Source organism: Candidatus Nomurabacteria bacterium, from assembly GCA_023898645.1.
Classification (GTDB): Bacteria; Patescibacteriota; Saccharimonadia; order Saccharimonadales; family Saccharimonadaceae; genus UBA2112.
The window spans coordinates 1106079-1127830 of sequence record CP060232.1 but is presented as its reverse complement, the minus strand read 5'-3'; the positions used below and the strand labels follow the sequence as shown (position 1 = coordinate 1127830).

Here is a 21752-nt window from a genome sequence, read left to right as displayed (position 1 = left end):
ACCCCCTAACTTATCCTTGTTGATCAGCTGCTTGCTGCCCTTGTGATTCTCGTTGTTGCGCCGCTAATGTCTCCATGCGCTTTTGCTCCTCTTGCTGAAGTAGCTGAACTGGGCTTGTTGTAACGAGTTGATGTTCGGTACGGCTAGCAACAACCTGAATATGGACGTGATTAGCACCAGCAAAGAAAAGTCCTTGACCGACTGGGAAGTTACTAAGTCGCTTGCGCTCTTCGTCGGTGAGCTTAAAGACGTCAGCGAGCACGTCGACCGCACTTGGCGACTGTTTGAGAAGTAGCTGCATAGAGCTGTTGGCTACGATGGCGCGACCCATTTTACTCGCCATGAAGTCCTCGACGTCCTGACTAATGGTTGTAACGCCAAGGTAGTATTTTCGAGCACGTTTCGCGAGACTGAACAAAAAGTTTGCACTGTCTTCGTATTTCATAAGCTGCCATGCCTCATCCACGATCAACATACGTTTCTTTAAGTGGCTTCGAGTAACATTCCAAATGTGGCTTAGGACGATATACATAGCAACTGGTCGCAGTTCATCCTCAAGGTCACGAATGTTAAACACAACCATCTGGTTATTGATGTCTATATTAGACTGCTGACTGAAAATACCTGCGAATGTACCGGTAGTGTACTTACGGAGACGCTGTGCAAGCGATGGGCCGCTGCCTTCCATGTGAACAAGCGTGTCATACAGGTCAACCATTGTTGGCGGCGGCGAAGTGTGTGTTAGCGGATCACTAGTAATGCCAGCTCGAGCGTATGTGTCGATTAACGCTTGATCCAAATCAGCTTCCTCGGCGGGTGTCATGGCGGAAACATTTGTTTGACCACTCGCTTGTAGTGAAGCACCACCGAGCATAAGTCGCAGTAGACCGTGGAGTGTTACCAAGTTGGCACGCAACGCGTCATCAGCTTCTTCAGTGTCAACAACTCGTGGCAGGTCAAACGGATTAACACGAACGTCAGAGTTAAGTGATAGGCGTATATAACTACCGCCAACGGCATCTGAAAGCTTCTGATATTCGTTTTCAGGGTCGATAATCAAAACGTCAGCGCCCATCATCATAGAGCGAATCGCCTCAAGCTTAACGGTGAATGACTTACCGGAACCAGACTTTGCAAAGACAACCATATTGGCGTTTTCCAAGGTAAACCTGTCAAAGATAATCAAACCGTTGTTGTGCATATTGATCCCGTACAGGATGCCCTTTTCTTGTGTCAGGTCGGCACTTGTGAATGGGAATGACGTTGAAATTGCACCGGTGTTCATGTTGCGGCGAATCTGCAGCTGGTCTGTCATCTGTGGCACGGTACTGTTGATTCCCTGCTCCTGTTGACTAGAAGCAACCTTACTAAAGACGAGTTGCTGACCAAAGATGGTTTCGATTTTATGTTGTATGAAGTTTAGCTCGTCGAGGCTGTCGGCATACATAGTGATGTAGAGTCCGTAACGGAAAAATCGCTCCGAGCCAACCTGGATTTCATCACGCAGCTCCTCGGCGTCGTTAAGAGCGGCTTCGAGTCCTGGGTCGCGCGTACGGCCCTTTTCTTCGTTGATAGCCATAGTTGCCTGCATTTGAGTCACTTTTTTGCGCAGGTTTTTGAGCACAATCTCAGACTCTACCGGGTAGAAGTACATACTAACATCAAGCACTTCATCGATGTTGATGATACTCGACAACCAGCCAGTGTAGATCTGACGAGGATACGCATATACATAGATGGTACGTCCGTATTTAGTACCTAGCCTGAAGTAGCTGGCGTGTATTTCCAAAGAAGCCGGTGCTACTAAATCACGTAGAGTCGTAATTCCCTTTTGAAATGCTTGTTCAACTTCAGCCTGCTCGCGGGCACGTTGTTGGGCGGCTATGTCTACGGCGTCGGGTCGTTTAGCGCTCATTATTGCGGTCCATCCCTATCTTCTTCGCGAATTAAGTGAGGTTTTGGCGCCTCGCCCTGACCCTTGCGTACGTACATAGCGGTAATACTTCCGAAGTCGCCAAGTGGTTCTCGAACGGCCGTGTCTGGATTGTAGAAATTATAATAAAGCTCGCCCAGCTCTCTGGTATTAAGTTGAACACATTTGATGCCAAGCTGAAACAGACCACTCATTACAGAATCACAGTGGTTTTTTATTTCATCCTTCGCTTTTTCATATTGGGCATGGTCAACGACGATTGAGCGTTGCTGTGGCGTGCCGCCAAAAATCGTACTAAACAAGCTTTTGCTACCTCGTTTGATCGTGTTGATGTCGCCGTGTGGCCAATAAGGGACGATAACATAGAATGATTTATCCATAATGTTCGCCTCTTGGCTAAGGGTATCGATAAAGTCAATGTAGTCGTCAGTAAGTACGTTTAGTAGCATGTTTTCTTGGTCGCGACGGATGTTAGTCAGGCGCTCTATGTATGGGCCAATGTCGACGCGCTGCGAACGGATGAGGATTTGTACCGGAAAGTATAGCGAGTTCAAGAAGTTTTGGTAACTATATTCAATACCTTCACGTTCTTTACTACTCATCAAGTCAAAATTTATAGATTTACAGGCGATGACTGCGCGAAAACTGCCATCGTTCATGATAACCATGTTGTCTCGTAGTTCCGAAAACAGCAAGCTGTTTTGGGTTGTATTTGGGTTGGTTGGTGGCGGCGGGGTGTGGGCTGGGTCTGGCTGCCCCGGTGCGCCAGGTGGTACCGGCTGACCAGGCATACCAGCAGGAGCCTGTCCACGGACAGGGGCGGCTGCTGGTTGCTGTGAGTTTGGTCCCATCCTTCTTACCTCCACCTAGTGAAACGAAATTGTTACTTCGTCGCCGTCTTTCAAAATCTTATTATCGGCTTCATTTTTCTTCGCGACGCGGTTTGCCTCTTTAGCGAGCGTTTCGACAGAAACATCCTTTTGCTGTGACAAATCACCTGCCTGTTTTTGCGTTAGCACCATTGTAGCAGTATCGGGGGTAGGAACGCTAGTGCTTGCGGGTTTTTCGGGCACTGGTTTAACAGCAGGGGTACTCTTTTTTTCGCCCGCCTCTTCGATTAGTCCGTTTACGAGAGCGAGTGCGTCTTTGGAGTCCTTTTCTGCCTTTTGTTGAGCCGCATTAGACATTCGAGCCGCACGAATTTTCTCTAGAGGGGGAAGTTTAGATACCGGTGGTGTGTCATTGCTTTCTGGCGGTGGGACTTGCGCAGGTTGAGCCGGAGCATTCGGTGTAGTCTTGATTGTAGCTGTGGCTTGAGGGGCTGGTGGTGTATTTGATTTCACCGTGACGGTAGCAGGAGCTTGTGTTGTCGCTACCGGGGCGGCTTTTTTAGCTGTTTGCATAGTCTCGATTGCATCCTGACGATGACCAGCCGCCTCTTTTTGTAGGTGTTGCGCCATTGCCTGAGCTTGTGGCGTCGAGCCGTCCATCATGTCGACAGTTTGCTGTGACTCATAGTACAGGTCGGTGCTAATTGACGTATCAGGTGTGCCGCCGGCACCACGTATAGCCCAGCCGTGAGTGTCTACCAGGTCAGCCAGGTAGCCGAGTCGTTTTGTCGCCTCGACATCGTCGAAACCTTTTGTCAGTATGCGATCAGCGTCTTTTGGCGGTATGATCGTTACGAAAGAGTCGATACCGTCGGGTATCCAGAATCGTTTGCGCGATTTTAGGAAATAAAAAGACACCACTGCAGACAGATAGGCTTCCATGGGCTGATCTTTACGTAACGGTAAGGCAAGAGCCGCGAAAAAGACTATTATCGGCAAAGGTATAATCGCCAAAGGTATAAACACTTGGGAAAGCCCCCAGGCGCCGGCTATCGAAATAGCCACCACTATCAAATAGATGAATTGGCGAAAACTGAACGGACCGATCAGTTTGTCGTCCGCCTCGACGTCCTGAGGTACTTTGTAAACCGCCATATCTGGTGGTATTATATCGTACTTCTTATGGTTTTACGAGGTGTGGAGGGGGTTAATGTCTAGATATGATCGCCGCTTTCGGCTAGATCACCTAGTAGTATATCTACCTCGCTTTGAACGATTTGGCTCAAATCGGGCACGTTTGCCTGTAGCCATGTTTGCATAGCGACAGCATCGCCACCTTGTTCACGTACGGCAGACAGTTGTTCAAGTTGCTGTTCATCCAAACCGTCGACTATAGCGTCAACAACTCGCTCCTGTAGCGTTGCTTCAAAGTGTTCGTCGAAAGCTTCAAATGTTTGATCGTCAAGCTCTATGCCTAATGATTGTAAAAATTGTTTGTTTAGTAGTGACATGGTTTTTACTCTACCACATTGGGGTTATGCTCGGTAGTATCAACGGCACTTTTGAGTTTGTCGACAGTATTGCTGATTTCTTCGTTAATTTCCGAGTTCACTGGGTTATTGTTTGCGGCCGCAGCTTCAAGTCTATCAATCGCATTGTTAATATTTTCATCTGATTCATATCGTTTCACCGATTCATTAACTTTTTCTTGGTAAAACTTAGCAAGCGTGTTTTTGTCCCACGACCGCATCTCAGCTCTTAATTGCTTCTTGCGCGTTTCACTTTTCGACGTAAAAGCTTCTTTTCGAACCTGCCAGCGTCGTCGTCTTTCTTTTTCGGTCTCCTTGGCGGCTTCCTGTAGTTTTTTACGGAGTGCTTTTGCGTTTTCTTTTGCGTTTTCAATATTTTTACGTCGGTCACCCCTGTTGTCCATACGTGAATCGATAGCTCCGGATTTCTTCCGGATATTTCCCAGCATCATGCGTTGCCAGTTTAATTTTCGTTCGAGTTGTCGCGTTCTGTTTGAGTTTGGGTTACGTGCTCTTGAGTTCTCGAGTTTCGCCTCTAGGCGCACCACTTTCCACTGACGTGCAGAATCTCGTTGATCATACATGAGTGCCTTTTTCATGACTCGATCTTTTGTGTTCATAGCCTTGTCCCTAAGGTCTAGACGGTCCTCTGTTTCTTTGCGGGCCACTTCTTTAAGTTCACTGGAACTATGTAGTGTTTTACTTGCATCTACTTCTTCGGGAGTATTTGCTGGCTTGTCGACGACTTCTTCTATTGAATTAACGTTTTGTTCGGGGTTAGTTACTTCGGAGGTGTCGCGCTCCTGTGAATAAGCGCGAGCGTTATTTTCGTCTATATATGCGTCGACGTTTGGATCAAGACCGGCATCTTTATAGGCATCAAGCGTTTCGGCAGCGGTTGGCGACGCTTGATCTGTAGAATGAGAAGGACTTGATTCAATACTCATGTAGTAATTTAAGCATAAGCTTTACAAAAAGTCAACAACTATGACTACAGTTAACTACTCGTGTTTATGCGAAATATGAATTTAAGGAGTTGGGTTGGGACCACCTGTAGAAGGTCCAGATGTTCCGCTGGTAGGGTTTGAAGGTCCAGTAGTAGTATTAGGGGTTCCCGCTACGGGAGTCGGTGTGGCCTGAGTACGAGGGCCGGCAATCTTATCTACAAAGTCTTTACTTGCCTCATTGACCTTGTCATAGATTTGTACATTTGAACGCAAGGCGTTTGCAGCCGCCCTAGCGTTCATTACGTTCTTGTCTTGTGGGTTTACTGCGGCTGTAGCTGCCAGTACCTTATTAAGCCTATTGAGCGTACCGGTCTTTTGTGTAGACATAAGGTTAGCATCCATGCCACCCATGGCCTCTTTCATGCCAGCATCTAAATCGACGGCTTTGCCAGTTTTTAAGCTATCAGTAACTGCGCCAGTTGTTATGTGTGCTGCCTTTGATTTTATGCCAGACCAGTTTTGTTCAACAGCGCGCGCGGCGAAGTTACCCATATCTTTGTCACCTGCAGGTATTTTCGCAAGGGCTTTTTCCAGATTTCCGACGTCACTTTGTTTGGCGAGTTTCTGCAACGCTGCTTTTTGTATGTTTTTATTAGTTTTAGCGTCCAGCGTATTGCCGTCGGCTAACTTCACACTTTCACCTTGTGCTAATTCGGAAAGCTGCTCACCAGTTACACCAATCCTGTCAATCGTTGCCTCTGTTGCATTAACTTCTTCAATCTCAGCTTTATCGATAGTAAACTGTGCTCGTCGGAGTGCTCGCTCAACGCCTTCGCTAGTTGCACCACCCATGCTAACTGGTAATGCACTACCGCCTGCAAGCTTACGGGCGTATGCATCACTATCTTTCGCTTTTAATGCAGCTTCTTGTTGAGTAACATATCCCAACTCTTGTTTCGTGCTCGAACGAGCGTAATCTTTAAACGCTTTTCGCCGCTTTGCTCCAAAGGTGGCGACGTCTGAAAAGCCCATAGGGTGATTCATAGCAGCAAGCGTACGCCTGTCGCCGAGGGCTTCCATGTCTTCTTTGCGGCGCTTTGATGCCCAGCCTATGGCAGGCTTGCTGACATTTTGCACCATGCCGCCAATTGCTCCGGCGGCCGAGAGGGCGCCTTTAAGCACCGACCATACAGCTAGAAGTGGCACGACGGCTATGCCAGAAGCAACCAGCCCCAGAAGGAATGGCGTACTATTTGGACCGCAATTCGCAACCTTTGCACCGGTGTCCTGTTGTGAGGCGATAGTACCGCTGGCATCTGCAATCCTCGGTAGTTGTATACATTGCTTACTCGAGTCGGTGTATACACTGCAATTTTCGGTTTGCGTTGAGGTACACGGAGTATTGCCATGAGATCCTGCCACTAGGATGATTGCGCTAGCGAGTTGTCCGCCACCAAACAGGAGCGACACAATTGGAAAAACCATCAACAATTGGCCAAACATCTTTAGCCATTTGTTATAGAGTTTTTCCGTATTTGGCAGCAAATACATCACGAACGCAATTGGTGAAACGACGACAAGTAGAACTATGATTGCCTTTCGGAGGAGGAGTATAACAACGATGGTCATACAAGTGACAGCGATGACCATGATGATCGAGAACAGAGCCGGTAAAAGATATACAACAACACCTAGCGCCATCACGGCGATGGCGATTGTTGCGAGTGTGCCCAAGTTGCCGCTTGACGTTTGGTTGTCGATGCTTGTTTGAATAGGCATGGCTACATAAGACGACACTTGATGAGCGGTTTGCACAAGGAAACTCTCGATTTCCCAACCGGCAATGTTCGACAAATCTACCATCAGCTGGCATATGTAATACGATACGTTTACCGCGACGGCCGCGATGATCAGTCGCGGTAACATGCGTTTGATGCCGTAGTTGTCGATTCCCCTGCCTGTAACCTGTGAAAGGATGATCGTCAGGAACGCGATGATAAACATGATGTTTGCCAGGTTGCGTGCCAGTTCCCAGGCAATTTTCGTACCGTTCGTACTATCGCTCGACAGTAGTTCGGGTTCGGTTTGCAAAAAGAATTTCGCCAACATGTTGAAGGCGCCGTCGCCAATCTTGCCACCCCATTCAATGACGGGGCATAAAATCCATCCGATTTTTTCGATGGCGCAGGTGGTGGGGGCGGAAGTTCCGCTGTTTTGAGAGGTTGAGGTGCCGGACCCGGTACCGCCGTTTGCTGTTCCAGTGGTCGGGCTAGTTGGAGCGACAGGTGGTGCCGCGTAAGCTGATTGAGGGCTAATGGTAGGAAATGCGGAAAAAAGCCCAAGGACAATAATTGCACCGACGACTATTTTCTTTGTATGTTTTCTTATAGACAAGCCCAACATGCCTGTCTATAAGATACACTAAGCACTAGCGCATCACAAGGCGAAAGCCAGAGGTTGGCGGCTGTATGGACTACCAGTTGCCTGGCGCAGTTAGCTTATCAACCGCAAGATTTACACCAGAGTCAGTAGCGAGCCATCGTTGAACTAGCTGCCATTCTTCGTTTTGACCGCTCTTGTCTTTAATGAGTCCATAGAGACTGATTTCGTCAAATATTGCATCTTGAGGGTTGTTGGGAAGTTTCCTTTGACGGATAACACGAGCCTGGGCATAGTCGGATAAGTCGACGCCGTTAAACTCTCCCTGGGGCCTAGGTATTGGGTCGTCGGTTTGTATGTAGGCATTCAAATTAACGCCTGCACCCGGCTTAATAAAGTTCTGTGCATCAGTGAAGCCACCAGCATCTTTGTTGTATGGAAGAGCGAGCATTCGCTGTCCATCTGTGGGGTCGGGTTGCATACTCGAATCCGCAACGTCAAGAGTAACCTCGTTTATCACTTGTTGGTCTGTATAGTTAACTTTAGGTCCACTAGGAGCCGACAGAATATCTTTTTCTTGTCCGTACAGGAGGTTTTTATCCACAAGTATATTAAGTGTATCTTGCCTATATTTTTCAAAATCTGAAGCGTATGCATTTGCGAGCAGAGATGGCGCAATATTCGCAACGTCGCTTGGACTCATGGCGTGCAGTTCATCCTGGGAAAAAGTACTATCACCGTTCGTGTCGCCATACATGTGCGGAGCTTCTGAAGAGTTTGAAATAGCGGGACTAGAATTAGAGTTAGAGTTTTCGGTCGAGCAGGCACCTACTCCAAGCACGGCGGCACCACCTATGGCGGTAACGGCAGTGACTTTTTTCCAGTTTAATTTCTTATCTTTATTTTTAGGCTCTTGATTGTGACGTGACATGTGGTGGATATCCTTTCGTCTAATCGACAAATGAACAATATTTTTCAAACTTAACTATACACTAAAAATCGAATAAGCGCAAGAGGTTTAGACGTATATTACAAAATTGCGTCAGAGTTTACAGATGTTGCCCTTTTGAGGGTCTTGGGTAAAGGTGCCGCCTTTTGGACAGTTATAATGTCCCGAGTCACCTGATTTAACATAGGATGCAGTGTAATAGCCATTTGATTTTTCTTGTAGAGTTGGCCGAGGGCAATAGCCTATGTTCTTCGTGATGGTTACCCAAGTCTTTCCAGCGCTTTCGCAGTCTGCTTTTTGCTGAGCGACTGTCGTAGCGCTATCTTGATTACTACTAGAGCCGCCGGAGCCAGAGTTGTTTGAGCCGCCCCCACTCCCGCTATTGCTAGAATTCCCACTCGATCCACCACCAGAGTCGCTGCCTGAACCGTTTGAATTCGTCGAACCACCTCCGGTAGCACTAGTACCACCACCAGCTGGTAGGTCCCCCGTGTTGATGACACTGTCGAGGAAGTCGAGCGTAGGACGAATGAAGGGCGAATAATATCCCAGGTGGCACCCAAGACCCAGTGGTGCGATTGCCTTTTGCATACAATCATCACTACCAGGTAGCACCCAGGCTTCCGATTTAATACCTAGCTGCCGTAATTTATCGCGCATGCCATAAGCTTGGTCTGGACCGATGAGTCCGTCATTTTCAAACTCCGCCAAGAAGCTTGGTGGCGTGTCTGGGCTAGCGAACAATGCCGGCGACATAACATTAAAGTTATCAATACATTCAACAAATTTTTTACTAGCGAGATTTAGTGTGCTTCCCGCAAGACCCGAGAAATCTTTGCTACCTATTTGATTTGTGATTGATTCGAAGTTTTTTGCTGCGCCGAGTAGGTTTTTTCCTGCAACAAATCCTTCTGTGAGGAGTGCAAGTGGATTAAAGCCAGCAACGTTTACAGCGTCACCACTATAGCCGATTGCGGAAAAGTCATTACTACTGAGGCCCTGACCGTATTGCGCTACGTCTCCGCTACCGCCACCAAGTAGATCGGCGAAGTTAGCTAAACCTGCAAGATCGGTCGGAGCGCATGTTGAGTGGTCTATGCCGATGGCTAGAGAGCCAAATGATCTAAACAATACCGTGAATGCATTAGTCGGCGCGGACCAGCCTACTGCAGCTTTAGCTCCTGTTTTACCACTAGCCGCTGCTCGCATAACTAAGCTACCGCCAGCACTGTCTCCCCAAATGACCATTTTGTTTGGGTCTGCACCATATAAGGCGGCGTTGTCGTGAACGTGTTGAATGGCGCGCATGACGTCTTCGTACATATAGTAAATACCACTTGAACCAAGTCGATATGTTACATCGAGCATTGCATACCCACGATTCCAAGGGTTTTCACCATTGTCTTCAGCACTCTGAATCCTTTCGCCGTCTAAGTCGTTGTTGTGCCAGCCACCACCGTTAAAGAACAGAATAATTGGTGAGTTGCCGGTGCCTTGTTGGAGAATCTTTATTGGTTGTTGCTTGCCGGCACCGTTTACATACGACGATGGGCTATTACTAACTCCCTTTGTGGTGTCAACATTAGCATCGGGTCCGTTATTGTGGAGGATGTCGATATACTGAGATAGGCTTTTTGCTTGTTCGAGGAAATTTTGGAAATTAACAGGGCTAGCTCCTGGTGACGCGTCTGTAGGTGTGGGTGTGGCGCTTGGTGTTGCGGTAGGTGTAGCTGTAGGCGTGGCACTTGGAGTTGCTGTTGCAGAAACGGTAGGTGTAGGATTCGGGTTTGTAGATGGTGCCGTGCTTGGAGTTGCAGGGGGTGTAGGTGTGGGAGTGGGCGTTAATAGTGAGTTCGAGACGATGCCAGAGGCACGATCTTTGGCTGCTTGGTTGCATATACCTGTGGTTTTATTGGCGGTAGTTGGATCTTGAGCAAATATTATTTGATAAGCACCACAGTCAAGACCTTTTACGCCGTCTTTACAAGCGTTATTGTCATCATTTGACGAGTACTTACTACAGTAGTCAGACATTGATTGGGCAGCATGGACCTGCTGAACCATACCTACTCCACCAACTACAAAAAGCCCAACAAGGATAAGTGCGGGCACTGCGGCTGGTAGATGAACGGCGCGTCGCATAGATTTTTTACTGTGGGTTATGAACTGTACTGTTTTTTTATTCATGATACGTACACCATAAGGATACAATAGCACCACTTTAAGGACAAGTACTTTACCGAGAGTGTAATACCTGTGATAGTATAAGAGTAGAATGACAAAAAACACTCAACCTCATGACAAAAAACCTCTTGAACAAGAGGTAGAGGTGATTATAGGTCGAAAGAAACAGATAGCTGTATTGGCCATTTTCTGTATCATAGGCGCAGTCGCGGTCGCAATAACAGTTTTATCAATCACAATGATGCCAAAAGACCCAAACCCCGGAGTGCAACGTGGCGTGGGAGCTGACGGATTTCGAGCAGGTATCGAAGATGGAGTTAGTCTTAATGTGAAGTCGATTGCAAGTAAGGCTCAAGTGGTCACTGCTTTAGGTAGTAGTGCAAGGTCTGTTGGAGACCCTCAAGTAAGCAAGGTGTTTAATTACAACGGCAACCTTGGTCAAACACTCACCTTTCCGTTTGTTCGAATCGACGGCGTGGCGTCGAGTCTGTATATAGACAAAAGAATATACAAGGATAAAAAGGCGCTTGATGACGATCATATCTACATAGCTACTATGCAGGCAGGAAAGGTAAATGGCCTTCCTCTTTACTTCAGACACGCCCAAACGATTGGTAACAGCCGGGAGTATCATTTGATGGTTATCGACGGGCTTACTGTGTATCGATTTGTAGTTGCGCAGCCAGACGACGATATTTATATGAGTGAAGTCAACTCCTTAGCAGCTCTCAAGAAAATAGCTCTTGCAGTTAAGTTGTAAGAACCAAGCTCAGACCTTCTCGAACTAGTTATATATGGCTAGATACTCTAGTACCAGGATGTATACAATATATTGTTGTTTAGGTAGAACGGATCGCTATAGTCCCCTTCTACGTGGTCGGGCTCCGTGCAGTCGACGATGCCCGACATGGAGCCGTCAACCGAACATAACGTGGTATAAGCGCGGAAGTACTGTAGCATCTGAGATATAGAAGGGTCTGTCAGTTGACCTGCCCGTGTACATTTACTGCCCGTGTACCATCCCTGGTCGCTTTGAGTTGCCGTAACAGCCATAGTTGGTATGCCGTTTGGTATTCTTTCGTTTGGATCACCAGCGTTTTTGCTGCCTGCGTTCTCATCGTTTTGAAAGAGTGCTGATTGACGCTTTTCTTTTTCTTTGTCTGACAGTCCACGATATGTCTCTGCAATTGCGCTACGCCCCCATGGGTCGAGTCGGTTAACGCAATATTGTAAGTATTTGTCATATTCACCACCCGGTGTTGGCTTACCTGTTTTCTTGTCGATGAAAGGCCTGTTCTGGACTGCTTCAACGGTGGCAAGTTGCGCACTTAAATACGCTTTGTTACCTTCTACGTCGGCCTCGCCTATGCGCTTGGTTAGTTCTTGGGTTTGTGAGTTATATGCATCTGAATGAGATTGGGTCATATAGTCAATAACCCCAGATAGATTGAGTGCGGTACCGATATCCTCGAGAGGCATACTATAGCGGACGTTGCACATAATGTCGGGTGTGATGCCGATTGCAAGGTACTGAAGATCAATTGGACAAAATGCCGATGAAAGTCGCAGTAAGTAAGCCGCCTCTCGTTCCGGCATACTACCGTCACCAGTTATGAGTGATGGTTGTGAGTGATAAAATGCATTAGCCATAGACATTTGTCCTAGATGTTGAGCACCGTTGCTTACGAGAGAAAGTATGTTGTTGATAGTGGCAAATAATGGGGCTCTATTGTCTACGGATGGTGAAAGTCCGCTGAAGATTGAGCCTACAAACGAGAATTTATTGTATGGATCAAAAGGGTTTTTCTTTGCATTGTATTGGGCGATTGCGTCTTGGTCTTTTTGGACACCTAGTACTTCGCCTAGATGCAAGTAAGCCTCCATGTCGATGGTATTGCTTGGCATTAAGCCACGACTTTGAGCCATATCGCCCAGTAGTTCGCCCATACCTGAAAACAACGCATAATTTGCGGCAATACCTTTGATGTGTGATGTGTAAAGTTGTTGGGTGATTGCGGCGCTGAGCATAGTGTTTACACCAAACCACCCAGCAACGTAAGGTGTTAGCGTTGCCTGAACAATTTTTTGTGAGGGCAACATGAGATATTCACCTTCGAAGGTATCGTCTGGTTGGTCGTAGTGAGGTTCCGGACACGTTTGACCAGCAGTAACGGTTGCATCGGCAACGAGTCCTTGTGTCCCAATCGGAGCCATTGCATTGATGGCATCGATACATTTTGTGGTTTTACTATCACCCGGTTTTATTTGACTTGTACTTTGAGTTGTTGCGCCCGACTCGCAGTACTGGCTGTCGAGCGGAGTTGAACCCGGCATCGTTGCATTTGCAGGTGGCGGCAAAAGCTCACCAGTCGTACCAGCTATTGCACCAAGTGCTGCTGCGTTAGGTATTATTTGCGCCCACGAGGCAGCAAGTGTACCGATGTTTTCATAGGCCGAAAGATTATAGGTGACGATGGCTGCGGCGTCTTCAAGCAGCTTACCAAGACCACCGATAGATTTAGGTACTGAATCACCATAGGTAATCGAATGGTAGATGAGCGAATCGGTCGCACTACTACCGCCATAGCCGCCCAGCGTACCCTCGGCCAATTTACTGGCTAGGACATTTGTCGGCACCTCTTCTGCAGTACCCGCTTTGATTGCATCGGCAGCCTTAAGATATTGCAGGGCGAAGCGTGCCGCAGTCGTGGCTTTTGCGCGAGTTAGCGCATTGTTGGTCATTTCACCGATGGTATACCAACTACACATAAGGTCCGTGTAGGTGTAGGTGTTTGTTGCAAGCAAATTTCCAGCGGTTTCGAGATCGGCGATTGCGGGAAGCTTACTTCCGAAACTTTTTATCGTGTTAATATTTAGACCACCTGTCAGGGTGCTAGCAAGCGACTTCAACTGAGTGAGGTTGAGTGGGCTACTAAGCGAGGCTAGGCTGACGCCGTCTGTGGGATTTGGCTGTCCTGTGAGTCCATCTATGCCTCCGTCGGTTTTTTGTACAGAGCTGTCAAATGAGCTGTTGACCTGCGCTTCGGTGTTGCCGGTTACTGTGACGCTTTTTGTCATGTTGTATCTGGACTTTATGCGCTGCTTGAATCGTGCGTCAGTAAAGAAACTTGATCTAGGGTTGAATACGCTATATACCTGTTCTTTCGCGGTCGTACTGAGTTGTGAGTAGAGCCATAACTGTGGGCCCGAGGTGATTGGCGCTTCTGATAAAATTCCATTAAGCAGAGCCTGCGGACTTTTTGTAGCATCCTTAAGTGGGTTTAAGAGTTGATTTAAAACACTAGTTACACCACCCTGAGCATCTCCGTTACCTTGAATAGTCTTCATGATTGATGAAGTGCCGGCAGCTTTGACGGAGTCTATGATTTGTTTGTAGTTTGGTGGTAATATGCAGAATATCCTATAGCGACTTTCGGGCTTGTCATTGCGAGGGTCTCCATCGTCCCGATTGTCTTCGTATACTTTTTGAGCGCAAAAATCAAACTTGTCAGAACCGGGAATCAGTGTCTTTACGGTGTCAGGAATTGGAATTCCAAAACTAAAGCCTTGTCTTTCGAATGATTCCTTTTGACTTCGACTCATAGTCGTCAGCTTACATTTAATGGACTGCGTGTTCATTGGCTGCCCCATGTTGCAATCTTGACCAGACAAAGGTCCGATCTTATAGAAATACATGATTTGTGTGTAAATCTCGAGCGCGGTAGTCGCGTCGGCTAGGTCGTTGGTATACATTTCTTTAATGTTTACCAATAATATGTTTGGTGCCAACACTGATGTATACCAGACCCCAGCAAGAATGAGCCCTACAACAAATACAAATGCTGAACCTTGCCGAATTTTTCCCCTTCGCCTGCCCTTGAAGCCAAACCTACCCTTTTTACGTCCTGAATTGTCTGATTTTGATACTTCGTTTGTTTTGCTATCGGCTTTGGTTTTCCAGCTTGCATCGCCACCGCTTTTTTCTTGCTCCTTTATATCCGAGGTGTCAGATGGGGCTTTTTTTGCTCGGTTGAATTTTTTTTGGTAATCCTGCTCCGGGGCTGTTTGTCCAGAAGGGCTAAGCTTATCAACCATTACCTCTCGTCTTCCTTGTCGCCATTTTCAGGTGCACTCGATGTGTGGGGTTGTTCAGTTAGTATGCCGTTTGCGTGCTTTAAGATGTCATCGGCATTACGTGCTTCACTAAGGTCTTTTTCGGTGTCAAAAAGGTATTTTTGTGCTCGCGCTTTTGCTTTTTCCTCTGTTCCACTGATTGGAGGCTGACTGACATTGTCGGGTGGATGATTTTGGCCAAGTAACGTTGAAGCATCGACCTGCACGGGCACGGCAATTACTTGGACAGGTTGTTGCGGAGCGGAGCTGCCACTCACAACATTATTACTACCCTGAGCGATCTGAGGTGCTTGATAACTAGCAACTGGTGCTGACGGCTGACCGACAGACGAAGCTTCGCCACCGCCACCGCCTGCAGGAGCGGGTCCGGCACCGAACTTTCGGTCTTTGTCTTTTGACGAATGTCCACGATCTTTGTTGAGACTATTGAATATGTCTTTCGCGGTAACCTGCTTTTTCTTCTCTTTTTCTTGAGTTTGTAGTTCAGAAGTAGACAGCGACTTTGCTATCTCGCCAGCATCCACGCCGCCGGATTTTACATCCGCCTCAACCCGAGCTTCTTGTTGACCTTCGAGTTTCGCGGTTGTGTCACCTGGGTTTATGACGTTATTAAGGGTATTTTGTAACGCCGCTCCGCTTGCAACCTCTGGTCTTACATCTGTGATTCCACCGTCACCACCAAGACCGCCTGCTCCGCCCCCACCACCAAGACCGCCTGCTCCGCCTTCTCCGCCGACACCACCAAGGCCGCCTGCTCCGCCTTCTCCGCCGGAACTTCGTATAACACCCGGAAGACTACTATTACCAAGCGATGAATGGCGTCGATTACGGCTATAAGCCTGGCGTCGATTCATAGGGCCTAGTAACCCGCCGGTGTTTTTATTGTTGGCGGCACCAGCCGTCGCGTTGCCGGTAACGCGAGCTTTTTCGTCATCTTTACCACCCCCTCGTCGACCGGAAATGCTTGCAGTTAATCGTGTACCGGCAGCGTTCATGATGGACGACATATTCTTAAAGACGAACCATACGGCTAGTAAGGGTACTACGGCTGCTGCCGCAGCAACAAGGTCGGGCACAATACTCATAGTTCCACCGCCGTAAAATGCAGATGTATTACTCCAGCTACCGGCCGCCAGGCTGACAATTTGACCAGTTCCTAACAGTAGCGCAATAATTGGGTACAGCAACAAGAGCTGTAGGAATAGTCGTATTGCTTGTCCGGAAAAACGCTCAACATTGGGCAATATATAAAGGACTATTAATAACGGTGACGCAAAAATAAGTGCGGCAACAAGTGCTTCGCGCATGATGACAAGTATCACCATGGCGGCGCTGATGATAGCGACAGTAATAGTGACGGCAGCAATTAGAGGCATTAGTACCCATACCATTCCTGTGTTGCCCATGGCAGCCGCGGCCATTTTGGTCAAATTGCCATCACTAAGTGGATTGGCGCTTCCGCCAATTGGCATGACAGGACTGCCGTTGCCGTAAATATTTTTCAATATACTCCATATGGAATCACCGATAATATTTGATATATCAACTAGAATAACCCCTAGGAAATACGAAGTGTTGACGACGATGGCTGTGATTACGAGGCGTGGTAGTAGCCGCTTGATGGTGTAGTTTCCGCCGGTTCGACCTATAAGGTAGCCATATATAATGTATAAAAAGACTACAACAAACATGCCGTTGGCGATGTTGCGCATGATTTCCCATGCCTTGAAGGTTTTGCTCGAATTATCGAAAATTTTATAGTTTATAGCGAGAGAACTTTGATTTATATAGGAAAAACCATAGTCAGCTAGGCGCGCAATAGAGCGCATCGTGGGGCAAACAACCCACCCTACAGTTTCGATGGCGCAACTGTTGCCGGTCAGACTAAAACTAAGAGCTGATGCTGGACGTGTTGCAAGTGGCGATACTGTCACGACTAGTGCCATAACACCGGCAAACATGAATAACGCCCCACGCCGAAGAAGTGTGCGCGATCCGCCAAACAGTTGGTTCGACAAGCGCTGCATCATATACCCTTATAGTATCTGCCATACTGGTTATGGTGTCAATGAAAACAAGAGATAAGCGTAAGTGATATAATTAGTTTATCAATGCAACCAAATCAACAAAACTCAAATCAAAACGGTATGCCCTATCAAGTTCCTGATTACTTACACCTTGATCCCGCAACGGGCCAGCGGTCGAAATCTAATAAAAAGTTGAAGCTTATATTTACAGTCACACTCATAATTCTATTGGTTGGTGGTCTTGGCGCGGCGGTATTTGTATGGGTACAAGGCGTCCCGGAGAGAGAGTTTTATCAAGCAATTAGACAGTTTGCGAACGAAAAATATATCAAAATCGTTGCAGACGGAACCGCCAGTAGTGAATCATTGAAGATAGACATGACGACGACATCAGACTTCTCCATGAAGAGTGCGCCTAGGGTGGACGTTAATTACAGTGTCTCCGTATCTAAAGATAGCGATGCGTATGGGCTTAATAAAGGTAGAGTTGCGGGGTCATTAATCGCTTTAGATTCAGGAGATTTTTACGCGAAGTTTTCTCAGATTGACAATGTGTCTGGCACTATGGCTCCAAACGGCTTAGTCCAAACGGGTGTATGGAAACATCTAAGCGATCTGAGCAAAAAAGCGGACGTGTCGGCATATGACCCATTTGGTCTAAGATTTACTGCTAGCACGATACCAAGATATGTATTTGCTGGCAATTTTGGTGACGGAGTTCAAAGCCTATTGGACATCGTGAAGGAAAATAACGTTTATACAATTGATGGCGTTAATTCAGGCAACGACACAGATATTTATACGATTATTCTGAATCAGAACGGATTAAAGACAGCCAGTTTACAGGTAGATAAGTTGCTTGGTCGCACCGTATCCTACGCGACTGCCAATCAACAATCTGGTGTTGTGAAAGTGAAGTTTTGGATTAATAAGACATCTGGTAAGATAACGAAGCTTCAAAATATTAGTGACAATAAAGACCGCGTGCCCGCAACTACAACAATGATAATCACCTATCCCGACACACTCTCTATTAAAGCACCGTCTGAATAGGTGCAAAATGATCAGGGTATCTCAATTCATTTCGCTTGTGTAATTTTATAGAGACATGTATCTTAAGAATAAACTATTTTAGTCTGCGTGACGGATGAATATTAAGAGAATAACATTGTTCATGAAAAAACTACTCGTAATTGTCAGTATAATCGCCGCATCATTTTCTTTTTCATTTGTGTATGAGGACGCAGCGCAGGCGTCTTGCTCTGGCTCAAAGGATGATGGTACATGTGTAAGCGGTAACTGCAAGTCGGTATCGCAATACATAAAGGCTAGTGACTGTCTTGCTGCGGTTAGGCAGTGTGCAAACACGGCACAGATAGGTGGCCTTAGCTCCATTTCTTATGTACCAGGTACTGAAGAGGGTAACTGTTCGAACGCACTTGTATCTTGTTATACCAATGAAATAGACACTACCGCGTGTAATGACAAAGATGTTTTAGCGTTTGCAACAACGTGTAATAACGGTAATGTTGGTGCGGATGGTTCAGGGCCAACGGATTTGTGGCTAGTTACCTTGGGGTCTGGGTGTGGCATAGACAACGCCATTGACCAGCGTAACGCAGCGGTCGGGGGCCAAGACTACAATACGAACTCGAAGACTAAACAGGATCGCATAGATAGCTATGTGGCGAGCGCCTGTAACAACGCTAATCTTAGTGATGTTAATCAGATAAAGCAGTGCGAGACAAACATCGATAACTCGATTAATGAGTGTTATGACCAGAATGGTGGTACGGGAACAAAAATTACCAACGATACACTGCAGCAATGTATGGCAACGAAGGCGAAGTCGCCAAATGAATGCTCTGCTGCCGGAGGTACATGGGTAAATAATAAGTGTACATTGCCGCCGCCACCCACGCCTCCTAAGTGTAAGGATGGCAGCACGGCGGATGCAAACGGTAATTGCCCAGACGGTTCAAGTGTTAATGATGCTGGCGGTCCAGGTACGACAACCTCTACGGTTAAAGGCGGATGTGGCCAAGCAAAGACTAATCTTATAAACTGCGACACAAATGCTAGGGGCGGAGAGGTACTTAGTACGGTGCTTCAGTATGTCGTGCAGGCACTTTCGATACTGGTTGGTATAGGGGCTGTCGGCGGTATAGTGTGGGAGTCAATTCAGTACGCACAGGCTCAAGACGACCAAGGAGCCGTATCAAACGCACGGAAGCGGATTCGCGATATCGTGATAGGTTTATTTGTGTATGGATTTATGATTGCTATCATCAATTGGCTAGTACCCGGAGGCGTGATAAAATAGCGCCAAGATATGATGAAAAAAATAAAAATCACCATTGCGCTTTTTGCCGTCCTGCTTGGTGTTAGTGCTGCACCTGTATACGCTGCAGGTTCATGTGGTACTACTAAAACTCAATTGATTTCCTGTAGCGATAAAACTGGTATAGGTACAATTGGTGCTTTGATAAAAATAGCGACAAACGTACTAACTATACTCATCGGAGTGGTGGCGACTGGCGGTTTGGCGTATGCTGCAATTCTCTATGCGTCTGCTCGCGACAATCAATCCCAGCTAGATCAGTCAAAAACAATCATTCGAAATATTGTCATTGGTCTGTTACTTTATGGTTTTACCATTGCAATTATCAATTGGCTGGTACCTGGTGGCGTGATAGGATAGATGCGACATGTTACGAAATATAAGATATAAAATTGCTATTACTTTCATAAGTCTTGCGGCATTTACTCTACTACCGGTGTCATACGTTAATGCGGCGCCTACCGTCGCAAGTTCTGCGGGCGGCTCTAATCCGTGTGGCGGAAGTATCACTATTTTCCCCCATTGGTACGATGGACTATGTAAAAGTGACGGAAGTATAAAATCACCCAATGAGGTTGGTAGTGGCGACACTGGTAAAAGGTTTGGCACATGGCTGACGATTATCGCCATGAACATTGTAGATATGTTACTTTACGTCGTTGGTTACGCATCACTCATATTCATTATATGGGGAGGGTTTAAATATATGACACAGGGTGACAACAGTAGCGGCACTGTTGCTGCTCGCAAAACCATCCAAAATGCTATCATTGGTCTGGTTATTTCAATTATGGCGATTGCCATTGTTCAATTTATTGCTGGGAGTATCAAATAATGGCAACTTCAAACAACACAATTAAGATTTCAAAAGAAGATTTGAACCTTCAGGGTGCCCCTACTAGTATTACAGGTACTACGGTTGGTAACTTACTGGGCGTCGTTTATTTCATTGCAGGCATTGTTGCGGTACTTGCTATTATCATCGGAGGTGTTCGCTATGTAGGTGCCAACGGTGACAGTAGTCAGATCCAGGCAGCAAAGAACACTATCACCTATGCTGTCGTTGGTTTAATTGTGGTCATCATGGCGGCCGGTATAACACAATTCATATTGCAGCAAGTCGCAAAATAAAGGAGGACGTATGAAAAAATATCTATCACCATTACTCATTAGTCTCAGTCTTATTTTTACTAGTTTTATGCCAGTGCCAGCTATGGCTATTAATGTGTTTCAGAATTGCCCTGGTGGCGGTGCTGGTGGTGCTACTACCGGTGGCGGAGCCTCCTCTAGCGCTGGCCAGAGTCAGATTTGTGGCGCAACTGGCGACAGCTTCACCTCTATTATGACAAACATTATCAACATGATTTTATTCGTGCTAGGTATAGTTGCTGTGATCATGATTATCATAGGGGGTATCAGATACACCACAAGTAATGGTGATTCACAACAGATTAAATCTGCCAAAGACACCGTGTTGTATGCTGTTATAGGCCTCGTCGTTGCAATCATGGCGTATGCAATTGTCAACTTCGTACTGGCACGACTGAAAGGAAACTAATAGGAGAAACCATATGAATAAACTACGTACACTACTTCTCGGCATTATGACAACAGTTGGATTGGCTACAGCACCACTGTTGCCTTCAACTGTTTTAGCCCAAAGCCCAATTGATAGCATACAAGGCGGAGTTACGTCTGTTGGCGGTACTCAGACAGGTACGCAAGATCTTCAAGATAAAATTAAAACAGTCGTGAACGTACTCCTGTTTCTCTTGGGTGCTGTTGCGGTCATAATGATTATCATCGGTGGTATTCGTTACGCGACGAGTAACGGTGACGCGCAAGCAGTGAAATCAGCAAAGGACGTTGTGCTGTATGCGGTTATTGGTTTAGTTGTCGCTATCTTAGCGTACGCCATCGTCAACTTCGTTCTCGGTGCGTTTAAAAGTTAATGGTTAGCACTTAACAAAACTCCCGTCATCTGGTATAAAAGTAGTAAAGTAATCAAAATGAAAGGTTCATACATGAAAAGTAAAATCAAACAACTTCTGTCGGCGGCGCTTGTCGTACCGGCATTGGTATTGGGCTTTGGTCTGTTCGCGCAACCTGTTCCCGTGCACGCATCATTCAACCAAGGACTAAGTGACGGCGCAGGAGCTGCACAGGGCAAGGACCAGCAGGGTGACGCGTCTACTCTCTTTGGTACAGGTGGCCAGGGTGGTATATTCCGTACCATTACCAACGTGCTATTGTTCCTCATTGGCGCAATTAGTGTGATCATGCTTATTATCGGCGGTATTCGTTACGTTGTATCTGGCGGCGACAGTACGGCTGTGCAGAATGCGAAAAATACGATTCTTTATGCTATTGTCGGTGTGGTCGTTGCTATTCTCGCCTACGCTGTAGTCAACTTTGTTGTCTCAAGTTTCACTAGCGGCCAGTAATTAAGCTGCTAATCAAAAAACTCCGCGGATTATCGCGGAGTTTTTTGATTGGACT

The 21752-nt window shown here is 46.7% G+C and carries 19 protein-coding genes; 9 read left to right on the top strand and 10 right to left on the bottom strand.

Features of this window, described 5'->3' with window-relative positions; genetic code table 11:
• Positions 1-10: 10 nt before the first annotated feature.
• The 8 genes from H6797_05940 to H6797_05905 form a co-directional block, all read right to left on the bottom strand.
• Positions 11-1915 (bottom strand): DUF87 domain-containing protein, encoded by a 1905-nt coding sequence (locus tag H6797_05940; protein USN96569.1) that lies wholly within the window; start codon positions 1913-1915, stop codon positions 11-13.
• Entirely contained in the window at positions 1915-2382 is a 468-nt protein-coding gene (locus tag H6797_05935; protein USN97115.1) for a hypothetical protein, read from the bottom strand. The genes H6797_05940 and H6797_05935 overlap by 1 nt, the downstream gene beginning before the upstream one ends.
• Before the next feature lie 417 nt (positions 2383-2799).
• On the bottom strand, positions 2800-3918 hold the full coding sequence (locus H6797_05930) for a PrgI family protein (protein ID USN96568.1): 1119 nt from the start codon (positions 3916-3918) through the stop codon (positions 2800-2802).
• A 59-nt stretch (positions 3919-3977) separates the two neighbouring features.
• A complete protein-coding gene (locus H6797_05925) occupies positions 3978-4274 on the bottom strand; it encodes a hypothetical protein (protein USN96567.1) in 297 nt (98 codons plus the stop codon).
• Positions 4275-4279: 5 nt separating this feature from the next.
• Positions 4280-5239 (bottom strand): hypothetical protein, encoded by a 960-nt coding sequence (locus H6797_05920; GenBank protein USN96566.1) that lies wholly within the window; start codon positions 5237-5239, stop codon positions 4280-4282.
• Positions 5240-5320: 81 nt separating this feature from the next.
• Positions 5321-7642 (bottom strand): hypothetical protein, encoded by a 2322-nt coding sequence (locus H6797_05915; GenBank protein USN96565.1) that lies wholly within the window; start codon positions 7640-7642, stop codon positions 5321-5323.
• A gap of 70 nt (positions 7643-7712) precedes the next feature.
• Positions 7713-8549, bottom strand: a complete 837-nt coding sequence (locus tag H6797_05910) for a hypothetical protein (protein USN96564.1) — start codon at positions 8547-8549, stop codon at positions 7713-7715.
• A 111-nt stretch (positions 8550-8660) separates the two neighbouring features.
• Complete coding sequence (locus tag H6797_05905) at positions 8661-10754, bottom strand: alpha/beta hydrolase (GenBank protein USN96563.1); 2094 nt, start codon at positions 10752-10754, stop codon at positions 8661-8663.
• A gap of 88 nt (positions 10755-10842) precedes the next feature.
• Here H6797_05905 and H6797_05900 point away from each other — a divergent pair, with 88 nt between their 5' ends.
• Positions 10843-11511 (top strand): hypothetical protein, encoded by a 669-nt coding sequence (locus tag H6797_05900; GenBank protein USN96562.1) that lies wholly within the window; start codon positions 10843-10845, stop codon positions 11509-11511.
• 47 nt (positions 11512-11558) lie between these two features.
• Here H6797_05900 and H6797_05895 read toward each other — a convergent pair whose 3' ends face one another.
• Together H6797_05895 and H6797_05890 are read right to left on the bottom strand one after the other, a co-directional pair.
• Positions 11559-14846, bottom strand: a complete 3288-nt coding sequence (locus tag H6797_05895) for a hypothetical protein (protein USN96561.1) — start codon at positions 14844-14846, stop codon at positions 11559-11561.
• Entirely contained in the window at positions 14846-16915 is a 2070-nt protein-coding gene (locus tag H6797_05890; protein ID USN97117.1) for a hypothetical protein, read from the bottom strand. The genes H6797_05895 and H6797_05890 overlap by 1 nt, the downstream gene beginning before the upstream one ends.
• Before the next feature lie 81 nt (positions 16916-16996).
• On the opposite strand from H6797_05890, the gene H6797_05885 reads away from it, so the two are divergent.
• From H6797_05885 to H6797_05850, 8 genes are all read left to right on the top strand, one after another.
• Complete coding sequence (locus H6797_05885) at positions 16997-17965, top strand: hypothetical protein (GenBank protein ID USN96560.1); 969 nt, start codon at positions 16997-16999, stop codon at positions 17963-17965.
• Between the two features lie 121 nt (positions 17966-18086).
• On the top strand, positions 18087-19235 hold the full coding sequence (locus H6797_05880) for a hypothetical protein (GenBank protein USN96559.1): 1149 nt from the start codon (positions 18087-18089) through the stop codon (positions 19233-19235).
• A gap of 9 nt (positions 19236-19244) precedes the next feature.
• On the top strand, positions 19245-19613 hold the full coding sequence (locus H6797_05875) for a hypothetical protein (GenBank protein USN96558.1): 369 nt from the start codon (positions 19245-19247) through the stop codon (positions 19611-19613).
• Between the two features lie 7 nt (positions 19614-19620).
• Positions 19621-20088 carry a hypothetical protein gene (locus H6797_05870; GenBank protein ID USN96557.1) on the top strand — a complete coding sequence of 156 codons (468 nt, stop codon included), beginning with the start codon at positions 19621-19623 and terminating at the stop codon, positions 20086-20088.
• The gene (locus H6797_05865; protein USN96556.1) at positions 20088-20384 is read left to right on the top strand and encodes a hypothetical protein; all 297 of its coding nucleotides are present in this window, start codon (positions 20088-20090) and stop codon (positions 20382-20384) included. Before H6797_05870 ends, H6797_05865 begins: the two co-directional genes overlap by 1 nt.
• 10 nt (positions 20385-20394) lie before the next feature.
• Entirely contained in the window at positions 20395-20811 is a 417-nt protein-coding gene (locus tag H6797_05860) for a hypothetical protein (protein ID USN96555.1), read from the top strand.
• Positions 20812-20824: 13 nt separating this feature from the next.
• The gene (locus tag H6797_05855) at positions 20825-21205 is read left to right on the top strand and encodes a hypothetical protein (GenBank protein ID USN96554.1); all 381 of its coding nucleotides are present in this window, start codon (positions 20825-20827) and stop codon (positions 21203-21205) included.
• A gap of 72 nt (positions 21206-21277) precedes the next feature.
• Positions 21278-21697, top strand: a complete 420-nt coding sequence (locus tag H6797_05850; GenBank protein USN96553.1) for a hypothetical protein — start codon at positions 21278-21280, stop codon at positions 21695-21697.
• The last annotated feature ends 55 nt before the right edge of the window (positions 21698-21752 follow it).